This window comes from Bacillus sp. z14 (2026) (genome assembly GCF_058313575.1).
Genome location: NZ_JBZFQK010000004.1, coordinates 81,886 through 100,372 on the forward strand (window position 1 = coordinate 81,886; position 18,487 = coordinate 100,372).

Consider the following 18,487-nt stretch of genomic DNA (forward strand, 5'->3'; position numbering starts at 1 on the left):
CTGTATTAGCAGGGAGACTAACTTTTAACTTCTACTTGGATATTTTTAGAAAAGAAAGGATGGGATCTCATGACAACATATGGAAATATACATTCCGTTGAAACATGCGGCACAGTAGATGGCCCGGGGATCCGCTACATTGTCTTTACGCAAGGGTGTTTGTTGCGCTGCCAATATTGCCATAATGCCGATACGTGGTCAATTGGAACAGGCAAGCAAATGAGTCCTGAAGAAATCGTTAAAGATATTGAATTATATAAACCATTCATGGATGCATCAGGCGGGGGAGTTACCGTCAGCGGCGGAGAACCGCTATTGCAAATTCCTTTTATTATAGAACTGTTTAAATTATGTAAGGAAAGAGGAATTCACACGACCATTGATTCCTCAGCTGGCTGTTTTTCGAGATCACCAGAATTTTTAGAGCAATTCGATGAACTGCTTGAATATACAGACTTAATCCTACTGGATATTAAACACATAGATAGCAAACGCCATATTAAGCTAACTGGTAAACCGAATGAACATATTTTGGATTGCGCCCGTTATCTTTCTGACAAAGGACAACCGGTTTGGATTAGACACGTACTAGTTCCAACGGTTAATGACCAGGATGAATACTTGGAAAGAATGGGTCAATTCTTAGGTACACTTAATAATATTGAAAAGGTAGAAATCTTACCATATCATCAATTAGGTGTTTATAAATGGGAAACACTTGGCTACAAATATCCACTGGCGGGAATCCAATCTCCTAGTGATGAACAAGTAGAGCATGCCTACAAAATGCTAACCAAGTATATGAAAAAGCCAGCTTGAAAAGAGCATGAAATTAAATAATTAAAGGCCCAAACAATAGGTGTTACGCTTAAAAAAATAGTAGGAGAAACCACATGAGGTTTATATCCTACTATTTTTTTGTTATAAATGAAAGATAAAGTAAATTTCAAAGGAGGGGTACAATTGCTAATCAATTGGAAAGCAGAAGATAAAAGATGGATAATTGGTCAAATTCAACAATATTTTCAAAAAGAGCGTGATGAAGAGATTGGAGAACTGGCTGCTGAGAATATTTTGGAGTTTTTCACAGAAACGTTAGGACCTCATTTTTACAATGCTGGAGTGAAGGATGCAGGGAAACATGCTGAAGCATATGCTGCACGCTTGGAAGAAGACTTATACGCATTAATGCGACCAATAAAAAAATAGATGCTTTAAAAACCTTCCTGAAAAGAAAAGGAGAGATCAGAGTCTATAGTGAAATACCATCAAGTGAGATGCTGACTGGTTAAGACAGTATGCAAGCTATACTCGATGAAAAGGTCTACACTTTTTACAAGTGGGTAAAAAAAAGGCAAAATAAAAAGGCGAAGGATGTCCGCCTGGAAAATAGAGTTTATATTCTTTTAGCACCTACATAACGCTTCTTCCAATATGAAGAGCTTAATGAATCTATTTTTACACCTTTAGATACAGAGTGAATGACTTTGTTGCTGCCAATATAGATTGCTACATGGGAAACTCCTTTTCCAGAAGTATTAAAGAAAACTAAATCACCTTTTTTTAACTTAGATTTAGCGATCTTTTTCCCCTGTTTATACATACTGGTTGAGGTCCTTGGAAGTTTCTTTCCTGCCGCTTTTTTGTAGGTATACCCCACAAAACCAGAACAGTCAAATCCTTTAGGTGTTGTTCCGCCGTATCGATAAGGCGTTCCTACATATTTTTTCCCGGTTGAAACAACTTTGTTAGCTTTACTTGTCGAAATAGCGGCTGAGGCTTTAGATTCAAATGGTCCAAATGGCACAAGCGTGGATGACAGAAAAATAGCAAGAGCAATAATTATTTTTTTCATAGTGACCCCCGAAATGTTTTTTTGGCAGCATTGTTAAATCTTACCGCCTTTTTCTCTACTTTTTTACTATAACTAAAATACTAGTTTCTATGGTTACAGCATTATTGAATTTAATTTACAAAAATATTACAGAAATTTGGTTACTTCGACATATTTGTTAAAAAACCCCATATTATATTCATGGAAGATTAAATGATAGAGGGGATAAAGTTAAGTCATTCTCCTCAGAATTGCTATTGCAAGGTATCTGTAATTGTTGATTCAACTCTTAATCGATTAAAAAAAGTGATGTTTTCATCACTTTTTTTTATGTCTTTTTACCTAAAATTGATTCTCATATCTTTTTAAAAGCTTATTAGTGTTAAGGAATTTATTGAAATGTCGATACTAGAAGAGATAAAAGAATAGTAGAAAACGGGTGAATTATATGGACAAGTCTTCAATCATAGGGATTATGTTGGCCATCGTTTCAGTAGGTGTTGGAATGGTGCTTAAAGGTGTTGATATCGCAGTTCTCGTCAATCCAGCTGCTATATTAATCATTTTCTTAGGAACGGCTGCAGCTATATTAGTTGCTTTTCCAGTTAATGAATTGATTAAGCTTCCTAAGCTATTTGTCATCATTTTTTCAGAAAAAGCAATGGTCTCAACGGAAGAATTAATTCATACATTTTGCGATTGGGCACAAACAGCTCGTAAAGAAGGTTTGCTGGCGCTAGAAAAAATTTCAGAATCAGTTGAAGATCCGTTTTTAAGGAACGGCTTGAATTTGGCGGTTGAAGGACAAAGTGCAGATTATATTCGCGACATCCTTTCAGAAGAAATAGATGCCATGGAGGAAAGGCATGCTGTTGGGGCTCAGATTTTCACACAGGCTGGTACCTATGCTCCGACCCTCGGGGTATTAGGTGCAGTAGTAGGATTAATTGCAGCCTTGGGCAATATGAGTGATACAGAGATACTGGGCCATGCCATAAGTGCAGCATTTGTTGCTACATTGATGGGAATCTTTACGGGATATTTATTGTGGCACCCGTTTGCGAATAAATTAAAGAGAAAATCTAAACAGGAAGTACGTATTAAAGAGATGATGGTAGAAGGTATTCTATCTATATTAGAAGGTGAAGCACCAAGGACAATAGAGCAAAAACTATCTTCTTATTTACCTGCTGCGGAAAGGAAGAAGTGGTTGGAAGGCGAGATGAGAAACAATGTCCAGGCGAAAAAAGAAATCTCAGCATGAGGAGCATATGTCCGAATCCTGGCTGCTCCCATATAGTGACTTATTAACCTTATTATTAGCGTTATTTATTGTCTTATTTGCTATGAGTTCTGTAGATGCCCAAAAGTTCTCTGAACTATCACGAGCCTTTAATAAAGCATTAGATGGAGGAACAGGTGTTTTTGAGCATCCGAGCCCGATGCCTGAAGGGATGATGGCAGAAACAGACCCAGAGAAATTTGATGGGGAAGAAGAAGAAGGAACAGAGGAAGCCAGCCCTGAATTGGAAGAATTAAAGGTAGTCCAAGAAAAAATAGATACTTATATTAATGACAGTCATTTAAAATCCAATTTAGAGACATCTCTGACAGAGGAAGGGTTGCTGTTAACCATTCGTGATAATGTATTGTTTGATTCGGGGATCGCAATGGTCAGAGAGAGAGATGAAATAATTGCCAAGGAAATATCTGAACTGCTTGTAATGGAACCTCCCAGAAATATTATCATTAGCGGACATACGGATAATGTTCCGATTCGTAATGCAGAGTTTGAGTCAAATTGGGAATTAAGCGTTATGAGAGCTGTTAACTTTATGAAGCTTCTTCAAGATAATAAAAAATTAAAACCGGAATGGTTTAGTGCAAAAGGCTTTGGAGAATTTAAACCAGTATCGCCTAATACCACTGACAGTGGGCGGGAGAAAAATAGACGAGTAGAAATCCTCATCATGCCCCGTAAAACATTAATTGGTGAGTAGTGGATTATCCATTAGGTTGGTTAATGAATTTAGAGGGGGTATCTGATTGTTAGGTAGGATGAGGATTAGTTCAAAGATTTTGAAGACATTGTAAAACGGTGAAGTTTATTAGGGAAATGTGGAAATCTCTAAGCGAATGACTTAGGCAGTGTGAATATCATTCACACTGTTTTTATATTCCTTGATTAGATAAAAGAGAATGTTTATGAAAATTTTGCCGAGGGAAAGATGAAACTGTAACTATTATTTTTCAAAAAAGGAGATTGATAGTATGAGTAAAAGAATTGCATGTGTCATAACGGATATGTTTGAAGATGTAGAATATACAGACCCTGCTAAGGCTTATAAGGAAGCTGGTCATGAAGTAGTAACCATCGGCTTTGAAAGTGGACAAAATGTTGAAGGTAAGCAAGGAAAAGAAACGGTGGAAATTCAAAAGGGCATTGATGAGGTAAAAGCGAATGAGTTTGATGCTTTATTTATTCCGGGTGGATTCTCTCCTGACATTTTAAGAGGAGACGATCGTTTTGTTTCTTTTGCCAAGGAATTCATGGACGCAAAGAAACCAGTATTCGCAATTTGCCATGGTCCGCAATTGTTGATTACTGCAAAAGCGCTGGAAGGAAGAGATTCAACAGGTTACAAATCAATTAAAGTTGATCTCGAGAATGCAGGTGCCACTTATCATGATGAAGAGGTATTTGTATGTGGAGAACAATTAGTAACAAGCAGACAGCCTGATGATATCCCAGCTTTCAACAGAGAATCCCTTGCACTGCTGTCCAAATAAAATGAAGCTCCTCTGTTCAATGAACAGAGGAGCTTTTATTGCCTATTTACTTTCTCAATTTGCCAATCTCTTCGACAATTGCTTGCATTTCACTAGGGCTGAAGCGGTCCTTGGACATGACCATTTCATATATCTCCAGTAAATCCTCATAGGAGCTATCATTAAAGCTGTCTGCACGCATAGCTGAACTGTTGATCATTTGTAATTTTTCTTGGATGCCATTAATCATAATTTTAATATTCTCAGTGGATTTAACCGATAAATCTGCCACTTCATTCATCCCTTCCGCACTAGATAGAAATATCATTCCATGGAATTCGCTATCTGTCAAATTCAAGTTTCAAATGTCTTTCTCTGCTTATTTTGTTTTTCACTATTAATAATTCTGATAATGATTTTTGTTTCAGCTATAATCACAGCTGAAAGTCCGAGGAGGCCAATCAAGTTAGGAATTGCCATTAAAGCATTCATAATATCAGCAAAGCTCCAAACAAGATCAAGGGAGCTTACGCAGCCAATAAAAACAGCTAAAACAAAAACGATTCGATAGCTAATCACGGTCCTATCTCCAAATAAGTAGGAATAGCATTTCTCACCATAATAAGCCCAACCAATAATTGTGGAGGCAGCAAAGAAAATTAACCCGATTGAAACGATGTAGGAACCAACAGGACCTAATAATAAATCAAAGGAGACGGATGTCAGTTCTGCTCCTTCTAATCCACTATGATATTGGTCTGCCATTACAAGTGAAATTCCTGTTATTGAGCAAATAATGATTGTATCAATAAATACTTGCGTCATTGATACAAGTGCTTGTCGGGCAGGAAAATCCGTTTTAGCCGCAGCTGCCGCAATCGGAGCTGACCCTAAACCAGCTTCATTCGAAAAGACACCTCTAGCCACACCCCAACGGATTACAGTACCGATTGCACCGCCAGCTACTGCCTGTCCAGTGAAGGCATCTGTGAAAATCAGTTTAATTGCATTTGGAACGAGTTCAGCATTTAAGATAAGAATTAAGATTCCACAAATTAAATAAAAGGCGGCCATAACCGGTACAAAATAGGAGGTGACTTTACCGATGCTTTTAATGCCTCCGACTAACACAAGAGCGGCAAAAATAGTCAGGACAATCCCGGTTACCCAGGTTGGGATGGAGAAAGTATCATGAATCGTGTTGGCTACTGAATTAGCTTGGACCATATTACCGATTCCAAAAGCTGCAATCGCACCGAAAATCGCAAAGGCGACGCCAAGCCATTTCATTCTCAGCCCTTTTTCTAAATAATACATAGGTCCACCTGACATTTCACCATTAGCATTTACGATTCTGTATTTAACCGCAAGTACTGCTTCTCCGTATTTCGTCGCCATACCAAAAAAGGCAGCAACCCACATCCAGAAGACGGCCCCTGGTCCACCGCTGACGACTGCTGTAGCCACTCCAACAATATTCCCAGTTCCGACTGTTGCTGCAAGAGCAGTCATTAAAGCCTGGAAATGGGAAATATCTCCGTCCGATTTTTTATCCTGGCTTTTAGTGAAGGCCAATTTTAATGAATAAGGCAATAATTTAATTTGTAAAAATCCAATTCGAAATGTTAAATAAATACCTGTACCAACAATTAAAATTAAGAGGGGTGGCCCCCAAAGAAAATTACTTATTGTTTCTAAAAGTACAGTCAAATCTTTTGAAAACTTATTCAAAAAGTCAATCAAGTAAATTCACCCTATCTGTATGTTGTTAATATTAAGAATATTCTTGAAACAATATTGCGTCAAGATAAAAAATACTTAATTGCCATTTTATGTTTAGAATTCCGCTATTATAGGTAAATCAATAAATATAAGAATAAGCAAGTAAAATTAATTCGGGAGGGATAAATAATGAGTAGAAGCAGTCAAAAGAGCAATAAGCTATGGTTAGGAATTTTAGGTGGAGCAGCAGCAGGTTTTGCAATCAGCCTATTGGATAAGAACACTCGCAAAACAGTAATGACAGGCGGCCAAAAAATGATAACGAATGTTAAATCGATGGCTAAAGATCCGAATTCTATAGTGGAAAATGTGAAGGAGATGTCTGGTAAAATTCGTACAAACATAGATCAAATTGGTCAGGATGTATCTTTTATATCTGAAAAGGTAGATGAAATGAAAGAAATGCCACCGCAAGTAGCAGGGGTTATTAAGGAAACAAAAGAAGTACTGGTAGACAAAAAATCTTCTGATGGTTCGGCTTCTACGACAGAGAACAGTAATACTTCCTCTGTATCTGATGATATAAGTACCACTTCTACGCGCAAATAAAGTCAAACAAGCTGAATAGAGGTGGTACTGGAATGGAAGGTAGGAAGAAGTATGTAAATAAAAGCGTATTTAAACATTTATACGATAAAATTCAAGGTGATGAAGTAACAGGCTTGGCAGCGCAATTAGCCTATTACTTCTTACTTTCAATTTTTCCGCTCTTAATATTTGTTATCACGTTATTGCCTTTTTTGCAGGTTTCCCAAGCGGATTTGATGGAGCTTTTGCATACGTATGCTCCTGCAGAATCGGCAAATTTATTAGAATCGAGTTTAAAAGATGTCATGGCTAACCAAAACGGCGGCTTGTTATCTTTTGGTATCTTGGCAACGATGTGGTCAGCATCCAACGGGACCAATGCCATTATAAAGGCTCTTAATCATGCATATGATGTTGAGGAAACCAGATCATTTATTAAAACAAGAGGATTAGCTTTGATTTTAACCATTGGATTAATCCTGGTTGTAGTGGTTTCTTTGCTATTGCCAGTGTTTGGGAAATATATTCTCAATATTGTATTTGATTTCCTAGGATACGAGCCTTCCTTTGTTTATGATTTACTGCGCTGGGTGATTTCTATTGCTGTCATTACCTTTGTATTTTTAATTTTGTATTGGATTGGGCCCAACCTTAAAATGAAATGTAGAGACGTTTTACCAGGGGCAATCTTCGCGAGTGTCGGATGGGCGCTATCATCGTGGGCATTTTCAGTTTACGTGAGTACATTTGGTAACTATTCTTCCACATATGGCAGTCTCGGAGGCTTGATTGTTTTAATGCTTTGGTTATATATATCAGGTCTTGTCATTATTGTAGGCGGAGAAATTAATGCAGTATTGTCCAGAAATAAGAGGCACTGGACGATTAAATAAGTAGAGCGTGGATTCAAATTATAATGGTTCAGAACTAATGTGCGGACGAACGGTGATTGATTATTAAATGAACAGCCACCGTAGTTTTAGGAAGATTTGATGTGTTTCAGATTAACTTCCCATGAATAAAGAAAATAGAGGCCGTCCGGAAAGTCATTAACAGACTTACAGGATAGCCTCTATTTGTATTCTATTTAGATTTTAATAAACGGAGACTGTTTAGGATGACTAATATGGTGCTGCCTTCATGGCCGATTACACCGAATGGTAGGTCGAGAGCCTGAAAAAAGTTTGATACAACTAAAATCATAATGACGGAAATTGAAAAGATAACATTTTGGCGAATGATTCGGTTCATTCGTTTGGATAATTGAATGGCTTCTGCTATTTTTGGTAAGTCGTTTTTCATGAGAACAATATCAGCTGTATCAAGAGCCACATCAGATCCTTCACCCATGGCAATTCCGACAGAAGCAGTAGCTAACGCAGGCGCATCATTAATGCCATCCCCAACCATGGCAACGGTAGTATATTTCTCTCTAAGTTTTTTAACTTCTTCTACCTTTTGTTCAGGTAAACATCCAGCAACAAACCCAGATAAATGGCTTTCTTTGGCGATTACCTTGGCAGTGTGCTCGTTATCTCCAGTCAGCATGCATGTATATACATCCAGTTCCTTCAATGCTTCGAGAGCATCGGCAGTCTCTTTACGAATGATATCTTTTAATGCAATTATTCCTGCAATACCTTTCTCATCTTTTACATAGGACAATGTTTTCCCTTCAGACATTAATTCAAGTGCCGCTCCATTTTTAAATGACATGGCGGCTTCTTCGCCTACAAAATCCTTCTTCCCAATCTTCCAATAGTGCCCATTTGCATGTCCTTGAACACCAAATCCGGATATTTCTTCAGATTCTACGCGCGGCATGGTCTGTGAATAAAGCTGTTCAACATGCTTAACAATGGATTGTCCCAGCGGATGATTCGAATTCTGTTCAATGGAAGCTACACTTAATAAAAATTCTTTTTGATCGATGTCATCGCGGATTAAAATATCCGTCACAACGGGTTTCCCCTGAGTTAGTGTCCCTGTTTTATCGAAAGCAATGGCCTTTACATTGCCTAGGTTTTCTAGATGGATACCGCCTTTGAATAAAATCCCACTTTTAGCGCCATTCGAAATCGCGGATAAAGTAGCCGGCATGATAGAAGCAACTAATGCACATGGAGAAGCTACCACTAACAAAACCATTGCCCGGTAGAAGGTCTCTGTCCAGGACCAACCCAGAACAAAATGTGGGAGAAACAACATAATTCCAACGACAACAAGAACAACTTTTACATACGTATCCTCAAATCTTTCAATAAATAATTGAGAAGGAGATTTTTCACTTTGCGCATTTTGAACAAGTGTGATAATTTTTTGGAATAAAGTTTCACTGTTAGGTTTTGTAACCTTAACTTTTATGGTTCCATGTCCATTAACCGTCCCTGCAAATACCTCGTCTTGAATATATTTGCTGACGGGAATCGATTCTCCGGTAATTGCAGCTTCATCAACAGCAGTCTCTCCAAATAAGATTTCTCCATCTGAGGGGATGCGTTCCCCAGGCTTAATTAAAATCAAATCTCCAACTTGCAGGGAAGAAACCGGTACTATTTCTTCAGTGTTATCGACTATTCTCAAAGCCTGTTCAGGCTGCAAATCCATTAATGAAGAAATTTCTTTGTGACTTTTATTCATCGTATACGTTTCAAGTGCACCGCTCAAAGAGAAAATAAAAATCAGGATTGCTCCCTCAGTCCAATATCCGATAATGGCTGACCCAATCGCTGCCAGAATCATCAAAAGCTCTACGTTCAGTTTTCTCTCTTCAATCGTCTGAGTGATGCCTTCTTTAGCCTTGGCATAACCCCCAATTACATATGCCAGTATATAGACGAAGGCAGATGAGGCATTCAAATCCTTTGTTGATAATAGCCAGCCGCATAAAATCAGAATTCCGCTTAAACCGGCAGCCAAGAGCTCCCAATTGGACGTAAGTTTAGAGGTGAATTCTTTCCATCTATTATATTGGCTAGGTGAATTTTTCAAGCTTGATTTATTCAGTGCTGTTTCCATGTGAATAACCTCCTTGTAATTGAGAATAGATCTCGTTGTTTTTCTTTTCTAATTGAGAATGATGTTCAAAATCATTAGGCTTATAAAATAGCGGATGCTGCCACAAATACTGTGACAGCAACATTTTTCTTTCTTATTTATAATAATTATTATCTACATATTAGTATAACATGAGTCGCTAAAGAAGTTAAGTGAATTTATTTGGAAAAGAAAAAATAGCAATTTTCTACCTTGATTATTTGTGGATAGGGGAAATTTTAACTGAAGATGCGTGAAGGTGAATATGAGATAAAATTGAGTGGATGAATAAATACAGCAACAATTACAGTAATAAAGTCGAATGAAAAAACCTCTGCTTACACAGAGGTTTGAATCTGGTCATTAATTGGATTTCTTTTAAATCTGCTAAGAGCGATGAAAATCAGTAACAGGATAACACTGATTACAAGAAGGAAATTCCCATTAGGCAGATATTGAATGGCCAAGCCGCCAAAAAATGGCCCAGAGATGCTTCCAAGGCTAAAGACTATTCCACAAATAATATTGCCGGCAGGAAGCAGTTGTGTAGGCAATAGATCGGTCATATAACTGATTCCTAAAGAGAAGGTGGAGCCGACAAGCATACCTGCAATAAAGAAACAGATAAATAAACCTGTAACGGTTTGTTCAATTAAGGCAGCTGTTAAAAAGATGGCAAAACCGCTAAAAAGAACATATTGAAGAACGCGTTTCCTCCCTAAGGAATCACTTAAAATTCCTAATGGGATCTGGGTAATAATGCTGCCTGCTGCAAAAGCAGGCAAGATGATGGAGACTTGTTGAACATCCATATTAATTCGTAAAGCATAGATAGGGAAATTTCCATTTAGGGATGCTTCCAAAAATCCATAACCAAAAGGAGGCAAGAACGCAACCCATGCATACTTGGCAACTTTTTTGAAACGATGTAAGGTACCGAAAACATTGGTTGTTTCCAAATCTTCATCTGGAAATTCATTTTTTAATAAAAAGACGGTCAACCAAGCAATAAGACTGATTGCTGATGCAACGATAAAGGGTAATGCCCGATTAACTTCAATTAAATTAGTCAGTAATGGCCCAACTGCGAAACCTATGCCGAAGGATAAGCCATAAATGGATATATTTCTGCCTCTCTTGTTTACTGGCGTAAAAGCGGTTATCCAGGTTTGGGTTGTGAAATGTAAGGTATGATCTCCAATTCCGATAATCATACGGAGAATGAACCAAAACCAGAAAGAATCTAGGATCGGAAATAACAGAAACGCAATAATCACCGACAGTCCGCCGAAAAAAATCAGGGGTTTATAACCAAATTTTCGCAGAGGAATTTCCATGAAAGGTGAGATTAATAGTATTCCCAGATATAGTCCTGTAGCATTTAATCCGTTTAGACCGGAGCTTACTCCATCCTGTTCAAAAATAATGGCAATTAAGGGTAACAGCATTCCCTGTGAGAAACCTGACACAGCAACTAGAATAATAAGTGCAGAAAATCTAATTTTTTGATAGTTCATAATTATCTCTCCTATATCTATCTGAATCAATATTAGAGTTGTTCACAAACTTTAGCAAGGAGATTTTGAAGACTAATCTAAAGGTAATTCGGGAATAAATGAATATATTTTAGATTAGAAAGAAGGAATTCAAGGGATGGGACAAAAAATATTTTCTGCAATGCTAATGATTGGCCTACCGGTATCCATAGCCGGCTCCATTTTACATTGGCCAAGTCTGCTCATGTTTGCTGTTTATTGTTTAACGATTATTGCTCTGGCAAGTTTTATGGGGAGGGCGACAGAAAGCTTAGCAATCATATCCGGACCGAGGATTGGAGGATTGCTAAATGCAACATTTGGAAATGCTGTTGAGCTGATCATCTCCATTTTTTCTCTTAAAGCGGGACTGGTGGGAATTGTATTGGCTTCTTTAACAGGAAGTGTCATCGGTAACTTATTATTAGTTAGTGGGGCTTCATTTTTCTTGGGTGGTATTAAGTATAAAAGACAAAATTTTAATGTATTTGATGCCAGGCACAATGCAGGGCTATTAACATTCGGTGTATTAGTTGCATTTATCATTCCTGAAGTATTTGCCGGAGAGATGGAAAGAAGTAACCAAATGGTCATGAGTACAGGCATATCCATTATCCTGATCTGTTTATATTTGGCTGCTTTATTCTTTAAATTGGTCACCCATCGCGGTGTCTATCAACGTAAGGAAGACTTGTCTTTTGCAGAGGAAGAAACTGAAGAAGCAGAGTGGAGCAAAAAATGGTCGATTATGGTCCTAGCTTTGGCAACAGTGGCAGTAGCCTATGTATCTGAGAATTTGGTACATACATTCGAAGACGTAGGGAATCAATTGGGCTGGTCTGAATTATTTATCGGGGTTATCATTGTAGCAATTGTCGGAAATGCAGCTGAGCATGCATCTGCCATTATTTTCGCTTACAAAAATAAAATGGACATTGCTGTTGAAATTGCTGTTGGTTCTACTTTACAGGTGGCCATGTTTGTAGCACCGGTACTTGTTCTGGTATCTTTATTATTTGAAACGCAAATGCCACTTGTCTTTACATTGCCTGAACTTGTGGCGATGGTGCTATCTGTCTTTTTAATGATTGTAATAACGAACGATGGGGAAACAAACTGGTTTGAAGGACTCACCTTACTTGCTGCTTATTTAGTGATGGGGATAGGTTTCTTTCTGTTATAATAATAAATTAAAAAAGACTCTGATCTACTATGGATTCAGAGTCTTTTTTATGTTTTTCCAATTTGCTTCATCATAAGTCATGTCTAACTAAATTCTAATCCTTCCAAAAATAAATGTATCTTTTCAAAGGTAGATATTTCTGTTTTAAACAGTCATGTTAGTTAGCCCTATAGGTCACATCCTTTATCTTTATTGTCCTGATTTGTGACGAAATCTACATTAAGTTTTCCGTGTGAGGATGGTTTCGATAAGCATTCCTCCCTGCAGTTATTCCGGCTGTTGATTTCGCCTCCTTTACGATATGTTGGTTTTAGTATAGCACCTTCCTGTAGTTTTGTAAATATTCTGAATTTTACAAAACTGTGACAAAAAATACTGGTTTGTAATGTGCTAAATAAACAGTTAATATAGCTTAACAATCTGTTAATTCTAGTAACTGCAAGGTATAATAAAACAATCCTGATTTTTGAATAGTTTTTTTGCTTAAGAGGGAAAATAACGGAACAATCATTCTTTTTTGTATGTAAGAAAGGAGCTTCAAGCATGAGAAGAAATTTTTTTATCATGATCGTTATAGCCATGCTCGTTATTATTCCAACCCAGCATAACTGGGCTGCCCCAAAAGAAGGAGCAGACCCTACGGTTGAGGAAGCTAAGTATAAAATTCCGGAGTCCGTTTTATCGATCAATAAAGAAAACACATATCCCAATTCCAGTCAGGACACGCCAATGCTTGAGCCAAGTGAGTTATCCAAACAATTGCTTAAGTCCAGCAACGTTAAAATAGAAAATCCTGAATTAGTTCACATGCTTAATGAAACCAATATCGGAACCAATCCGGTTGCCTTTTGGTATAGAGCCACTGTTTACTTAGGTAAGTGGGCTTTAAATTATGAATCGATGGAAACCTCTCCAAACTGGGAGTATCAAAAAATCAATACGAATTTTTATGATAACCGTGGCGGGGATACGAATTTCCAAATTCATTATGTCCAAGAGACACAAAAAGTGGTGCGCGGAGGATTGACAGCAAAAGTACCTTCCAGTCAGGATATTCAAAAAATGATGCTGGCGAGAGCATCAGAAAAATCTAAACTGCCACTGGCATTTGAGACCATCATAGGTAGCGGTACAAAAAAAGACAGAGTATACAATATACCGCCAATGAGACTTGGCTACCTCTATGGGTATGCGCCGGCAATAAACGAGAAGGGTAAAGTCACATATGGTGAGGTCTATTTAGTATTGAAAGGAAGCAAACGTGAGATTGTAGTAAGGAATGTAACCTCACAAGGGATTGGAGCCTGGATTCCTATTCAAGATCATGTTTCATTCCAGTTCAGAGCGGTCAACCGACCATATTGATTGCCGTTTAAGTCTGCAAGCTTCAGCCGGTTTTGGTTGAAGCTTCTTGCTTTTGGGTAAAATAGAAAATGGTCAGTTGCGAAATAGGCTACTATCGTTTAGGATAATATTTATGATGAAAGGAGCCGGATTAGTTTGACAACACCGATTTATAATAAAGATGAACAAGTAAAATACTTAAAAGACCGACTTGAGTTATTTATGGAGGTTTTAGACCGGATTGAGCCTGAAACAGCGGATATTGAAGATATTGACCGCCTAATTGAAATCGTGGATTCAATTGAGGAGAAGTTTCAAAGCTTTCAAAATCGACCGGAAACAGAACCTAATAAAGAGGTATAAATGAATAAGATTATATGGCAAATCCGTTATAAGCGGATTTGTCTTTTTTATATTATATCGTTAATGCAATCATTCGCTGTGCTGCATAAATTCCCTTACTCTGATTAAAACTATCTTTATCAAAAGTATATTCAGGAGGGAAAATAGTGAAAAAATGGCTTATCACCGGATTATCTGCCATCATGCTTTCGGGGACATTATTCCTGGGCGTTGCTGAGGCGATTTCAAACGTACAGTATGGTTGGGGCTTTAATAAGGGAAAGAATGAACAGCCTGCTGATGCAGGGCCTAAATATAATGCAATCGTTGAAAAATACGGTGCGGTTTATAAAGTAAACACGACAAAGAAAGAGATTTACTTAACGTTTGATAATGGCTATGAAAATGGATATACGGAGAAGGTACTGGATGTACTGAAAGAACATAAAGTTCCGGCTACCTTTTTTGTTACAGGTCATTATTTGAATACAGCTGAACCGTTAGTGAAAAGAATGGTGAAGGAAGGGCATATAGTTGGCAATCATTCATGGAGCCATCCCAATTTCACACAGGTATCGGATGATAAAATAGCTGATGAACTGGAACGGGTTAAGAAGAAGACAGAGGAATTAACAGGGCAAAAGGATATGTCCTATATCAGACCGCCACGAGGAGTATTTAGTGAACGAACTTTACAGGTGGCAAATGATCTGGGCTATAAACATATTTTATGGTCGGTTGCTTTTCTTGATTGGGATGTGAATCGTCAGCAGGGGTGGAAGCATTCCTATGATCAAATTATGGCTCAAATTCATCCTGGTGCCATTTTGCTCTTACATTCTGTGTCTAAGGACAATGCAGAAGCACTTGGCCAGGTGATTACAGATTTAAAAAAGAGAGGGTATACCTTTAAAAGCTTGGATGATATGAATTGTGAAAAACCACAGAAGACACCACAAAAACAGAAAATAGACATAAAGATATAATGTGCCTAAACAAAAAAACCGCTTACAAATAATAAGCGGTTTTTAGTATTAATATTGAAAAAACAACGGGCATCATATTTATCTTGAGAAAATGGTGAGATAAGGGCATTCCTGTGTGGGGTTCCCTTTTTGATGGTTGAATTCCTGTCAATCTATTTGGGAGCCATTCGCTTTCATTTTCATTGGCAGTATGGATAACAACCTTTAATCGAAAAACATTTAAGACTGAGGAGTGTAAACGATACAACCAATTTTACTGGAGTGGTCCTGAACAAAGACATCTGCTGAATACTTGCGCAATATCCAAAGAATGATAAGGTCCCCTAATGATCCGATGGTCATAAACAAGCCAATAAAAAACCAATAATCATTTCCGTTTAAAAATGCATAAATTAATGGCACAATTCCGAGGACAATCGGTAATAAAACACTAATCCGATAAGCTTTGATCCTGATTGGTATTTTGCAATGGGCATAAGGAGTAAGATACTTCCATAAAACACCCAGTTTAACCTCACTTATTTTGGCTTTCCCGAAAAATATGTAGCCTACTAGATGCAGTACTTCATGCATGAAAATTAGGAGGATGTATCCAACAGCCAGTTCAATTAAAAAGAATAGGTCAATCTCACCGATTTTCCAAATGAACCAATAGGGGATAAGCAATCCGACCATAAGAGTGAAAGTACTGATCAAAATTGGTTTGTTTAAATCTTCCATTTCACGAGTTTCATCTATTATTTGATATGAATTCAAGGAACCAGCAAGCATCGGAAAACCTCCAGTTATAGATTACTATCAGTTTATCATATAAAAAGGATATATTTGGTGATTTTTAAGACTCCAGCTATCTTGTCTCACTAGTATAGATCAATCTCTATAAGCTATAATGGATGGTAGAATGATCAATGAATGGAGGAGGGAATTCATGCTTACAGAAGCAAGCTCTCTTTTAAAGAAATATTTTGGTTATGATTCTTTTCGCAATGGACAAGCCAAAATTATTGAGCAGGTGCTACAAGGAATCGATACACTCGGAATTATGCCGACAGGCGGAGGTAAATCAATTTGTTATCAAATCCCGGCGATGATAATACCGGGCGTTACCCTCGTTATTTCTCCATTAATCTCTCTCATGAAGGACCAGGTAGATTCACTGGATCAGGCCGGAATACCCGCCACCTTTATCAATAGTTCCCTAACCGCGAGTGAAGTGAATGATCGTTTGTATGACATCCAGCAGGGGGCCTATAAGCTCTTATATTTGGCGCCTGAAAGACTGGAATCCCATGGCTTTATTGAGGATATCCGTAAATTGCCGGTTGGATTAATTGCTGTAGATGAAGCTCACTGTATATCACAATGGGGTCATGATTTCCGCCCGAGTTATTTACGCATCCAATCATTAGCCGAACAATTGAATTCCAATCCGGTTGTCCTTGCCCTGACAGCAACAGCAACTCCGCGAGTGCAGGCAGATATTCGCCGATCCTTGAATATTGAAGAGTCACATACGGTTATAACTGGCTTCGAACGGGAAAATTTAAGCTTCCAGGTCGTGAAAGGGCAAAATAAACAAAAATATATTGATGCGTATGTAGGAAAAAATAAACAGGAATCCGGGATTATTTATTGTGCCACACGAAAAACAGTGGACCATCTATATGAACGTCTCCAACAAAAAGGTATAACAGTTGGGAGATATCATGCGGGTTTATCAAGTACAGAACGTGAAACAGAGCAAAACAAATTTTTAAGTGATGAAATTACTGTCATGGTCGCAACGAATGCGTTTGGGATGGGGATAGATAAATCGAATGTACGATATGTGATTCATGCTCAAATGCCTAAAAATATGGAAAGTTATTATCAGGAGGCAGGCCGTGCCGGACGTGATGGCTTGCCGAGTGAATGTATATTGCTTCAATCTGAACAGGACGTTCAGGTCCAGCGCTTTTTGATTGATCAATCGTTTGGTGATGAAAACCATAAAAATCAAGAGTTGCAAAAGCTGTATCAAATGCGTGACTATTGCCATACACAAGGCTGCCTGCAAGCTTATATTCTGCACTATTTTGGTGAGCAGGAGGCAGATGATTGCGGGCGGTGCTCTAACTGTCTAGATGAACGAAGTGCGAAGGATGTGACAAAAGATGCCCAAATGGTCTTATCCTGTATAATCCGAACTGGCGAACGTTTTGGAAAAACAATGATTGCCCAAGTGTTAACGGGCTCATCCAATAAGAAATTGCTTGAACAAAACTTTCAATCCTTATCAACGTATGGGTTAATGAAAAATCAATCAACCAAAGAGGTCGCTGAACTGATTGATTTTCTAACATCTGAGCAATTAATTGGGATTACGGGTGGGCAATATCCGCTCTTATATGTCACAGCTGCCGGCAAAGAAGTGTTGCTCGGGAAACGTGCGGTAATGAGAAAAGAAGCTGTGCGGATCACCGCTATTTCAACAGATGATCCTTTATTCGAAGTGCTGCGTAATTTGCGAAAACAAATTGCAGGAGAGGAAAATGTGCCTCCATATTTGATATTCTCCGACCAAGCTTTGCGCGATATGTGCGTTAAACAACCGCAAACCACAGATGAGTTCCTTGAGGTGAAGGGAGTCGGAGCTCAAAAGACAGATAAGTATGGTGAGCGATTTGTGGAAGTGATCACAGCGTTTATAAAGGAAAATGATTATGAAGCACCAATTGTAGAACAAGAGGAAAAAATGCCTGCGGTGAAAAAATCCAAGGCAGGTACTGCCAACTCACATATGGATACGTATGAATTATATAAACAAGGGCTTACGCTGAAAGAGATTGCAAAAGAAAGAGATTTATCCTCCCAAACAGTAGAAAGGCATCTATTCCGATGTGCAGAAGAAGGATTGCCTCTGAATTGGGAGTATTTCTTCTCACCTGAGGAGGAAATCCAGATTCTACAGGCGATTGAGGAAGTGGGGAATGATTTTTTAAAGCCAATTAAAGAGCATCTTCCTAATGAAATCAGCTACAGTGCGATTAAAGCGGTAATAACGAAGAAGAACATGGATACGGCTCCAATTTAATGGGCCGTTTTCCTATGTACCCATATAGCTGCAAAACCTGTTATAATAACTGGACTAGTCCATAAAGGAGTGATA

Annotated in this window: 18 protein-coding genes; 12 read left to right on the forward strand and 6 right to left on the reverse strand. The window is 38.1% G+C overall.

Annotated features, from left to right (window positions below):
* Positions 1-69: 69 nt before the first annotated feature.
* A complete protein-coding gene (gene pflA, locus AC4G3O_RS14405; RefSeq protein ID WP_066108295.1) occupies positions 70-819 on the forward strand; it encodes a pyruvate formate-lyase-activating protein in 750 nt (249 codons plus the stop codon).
* Positions 820-963: 144 nt separating this feature from the next.
* The gene (locus tag AC4G3O_RS14410; protein WP_066108292.1) at positions 964-1,209 is read left to right on the forward strand and encodes a DUF2164 domain-containing protein; all 246 of its coding nucleotides are present in this window, start codon (positions 964-966) and stop codon (positions 1,207-1,209) included.
* Positions 1,210-1,396: 187 nt separating this feature from the next.
* Here AC4G3O_RS14410 and AC4G3O_RS14415 read toward each other — a convergent pair whose 3' ends face one another.
* On the reverse strand, positions 1,397-1,855 hold the full coding sequence (locus AC4G3O_RS14415) for a C40 family peptidase (protein WP_066108289.1): 459 nt from the start codon (positions 1,853-1,855) through the stop codon (positions 1,397-1,399).
* A 427-nt stretch (positions 1,856-2,282) separates the two neighbouring features.
* Here AC4G3O_RS14415 and motA point away from each other — a divergent pair, with 427 nt between their 5' ends.
* From motA to AC4G3O_RS14430, 3 genes are all read left to right on the forward strand, one after another.
* Complete coding sequence (motA, locus tag AC4G3O_RS14420; RefSeq protein ID WP_066108286.1) at positions 2,283-3,098, forward strand: flagellar motor stator protein MotA; 816 nt, start codon at positions 2,283-2,285, stop codon at positions 3,096-3,098.
* Entirely contained in the window at positions 3,067-3,834 is a 768-nt protein-coding gene (gene motB / locus AC4G3O_RS14425; RefSeq protein ID WP_066108285.1) for a flagellar motor protein MotB, read from the forward strand. The genes motA and motB overlap by 32 nt, the downstream gene beginning before the upstream one ends.
* A 271-nt stretch (positions 3,835-4,105) precedes the next feature.
* Entirely contained in the window at positions 4,106-4,624 is a 519-nt protein-coding gene (locus tag AC4G3O_RS14430) for a type 1 glutamine amidotransferase domain-containing protein (protein WP_066108283.1), read from the forward strand.
* A gap of 46 nt (positions 4,625-4,670) precedes the next feature.
* Here the strand turns inward: AC4G3O_RS14430 and AC4G3O_RS14435 are convergent, their stop codons facing one another.
* Together AC4G3O_RS14435 and AC4G3O_RS14440 are read right to left on the reverse strand one after the other, a co-directional pair.
* A complete protein-coding gene (locus AC4G3O_RS14435) occupies positions 4,671-4,904 on the reverse strand; it encodes a DUF1128 domain-containing protein (RefSeq protein WP_066108582.1) in 234 nt (77 codons plus the stop codon).
* Positions 4,905-4,957: 53 nt separating this feature from the next.
* Positions 4,958-6,313, reverse strand: a complete 1,356-nt coding sequence (locus AC4G3O_RS14440; RefSeq protein ID WP_066108579.1) for an alanine/glycine:cation symporter family protein — start codon at positions 6,311-6,313, stop codon at positions 4,958-4,960.
* A gap of 201 nt (positions 6,314-6,514) precedes the next feature.
* On the opposite strand from AC4G3O_RS14440, the gene AC4G3O_RS14445 reads away from it, so the two are divergent.
* Both AC4G3O_RS14445 and AC4G3O_RS14450 read left to right on the forward strand, forming a co-directional pair.
* Positions 6,515-6,934: a YtxH domain-containing protein gene (locus AC4G3O_RS14445; protein WP_140462155.1), complete on the forward strand. Its 420-nt coding sequence runs from the start codon at positions 6,515-6,517 to the stop codon at positions 6,932-6,934.
* A 32-nt stretch (positions 6,935-6,966) separates the two neighbouring features.
* Positions 6,967-7,806, forward strand: coding sequence for a YihY/virulence factor BrkB family protein (locus AC4G3O_RS14450; RefSeq protein WP_066108277.1), 840 nt, complete (start codon positions 6,967-6,969; stop codon positions 7,804-7,806).
* Positions 7,807-7,996: 190 nt separating this feature from the next.
* Here the strand turns inward: AC4G3O_RS14450 and AC4G3O_RS14455 are convergent, their stop codons facing one another.
* Both AC4G3O_RS14455 and AC4G3O_RS14460 read right to left on the reverse strand, forming a co-directional pair.
* Positions 7,997-9,931, reverse strand: coding sequence for a heavy metal translocating P-type ATPase (locus AC4G3O_RS14455; RefSeq protein ID WP_066108274.1), 1,935 nt, complete (start codon positions 9,929-9,931; stop codon positions 7,997-7,999).
* Between the two features lie 356 nt (positions 9,932-10,287).
* Positions 10,288-11,466, reverse strand: a complete 1,179-nt coding sequence (locus AC4G3O_RS14460) for an MFS transporter (protein WP_066108271.1) — start codon at positions 11,464-11,466, stop codon at positions 10,288-10,290.
* Positions 11,467-11,602: 136 nt separating this feature from the next.
* On the opposite strand from AC4G3O_RS14460, the gene cax reads away from it, so the two are divergent.
* The 4 genes from cax to pdaA all read left to right on the forward strand — a co-directional run bounded on the left by cax (position 11,603) and on the right by pdaA (position 15,339).
* A complete protein-coding gene (gene cax / locus AC4G3O_RS14465; RefSeq protein WP_491136391.1) occupies positions 11,603-12,667 on the forward strand; it encodes a calcium/proton exchanger in 1,065 nt (354 codons plus the stop codon).
* A 543-nt stretch (positions 12,668-13,210) separates the two neighbouring features.
* Positions 13,211-14,032 (forward strand): YfkD famly protein, encoded by an 822-nt coding sequence (locus AC4G3O_RS14470; RefSeq protein WP_066108261.1) that lies wholly within the window; start codon positions 13,211-13,213, stop codon positions 14,030-14,032.
* Between the two features lie 135 nt (positions 14,033-14,167).
* Positions 14,168-14,374, forward strand: coding sequence for an SE1561 family protein (locus AC4G3O_RS14475; protein ID WP_066108258.1), 207 nt, complete (start codon positions 14,168-14,170; stop codon positions 14,372-14,374).
* Between the two features lie 182 nt (positions 14,375-14,556).
* Entirely contained in the window at positions 14,557-15,339 is a 783-nt protein-coding gene (gene pdaA / locus AC4G3O_RS14480; protein WP_139892767.1) for a delta-lactam-biosynthetic de-N-acetylase, read from the forward strand.
* 219 nt (positions 15,340-15,558) lie between these two features.
* On the opposite strand, the gene AC4G3O_RS14485 is transcribed toward pdaA, so the two are convergent.
* The gene (locus AC4G3O_RS14485; protein WP_491136392.1) at positions 15,559-16,110 is read right to left on the reverse strand and encodes a DUF3267 domain-containing protein; all 552 of its coding nucleotides are present in this window, start codon (positions 16,108-16,110) and stop codon (positions 15,559-15,561) included.
* Between the two features lie 157 nt (positions 16,111-16,267).
* Here AC4G3O_RS14485 and recQ point away from each other — a divergent pair, with 157 nt between their 5' ends.
* Positions 16,268-18,412, forward strand: a complete 2,145-nt coding sequence (recQ, locus tag AC4G3O_RS14490) for a DNA helicase RecQ (RefSeq protein ID WP_491136393.1) — start codon at positions 16,268-16,270, stop codon at positions 18,410-18,412.
* Positions 18,413-18,487 lie beyond the last annotated feature (75 nt).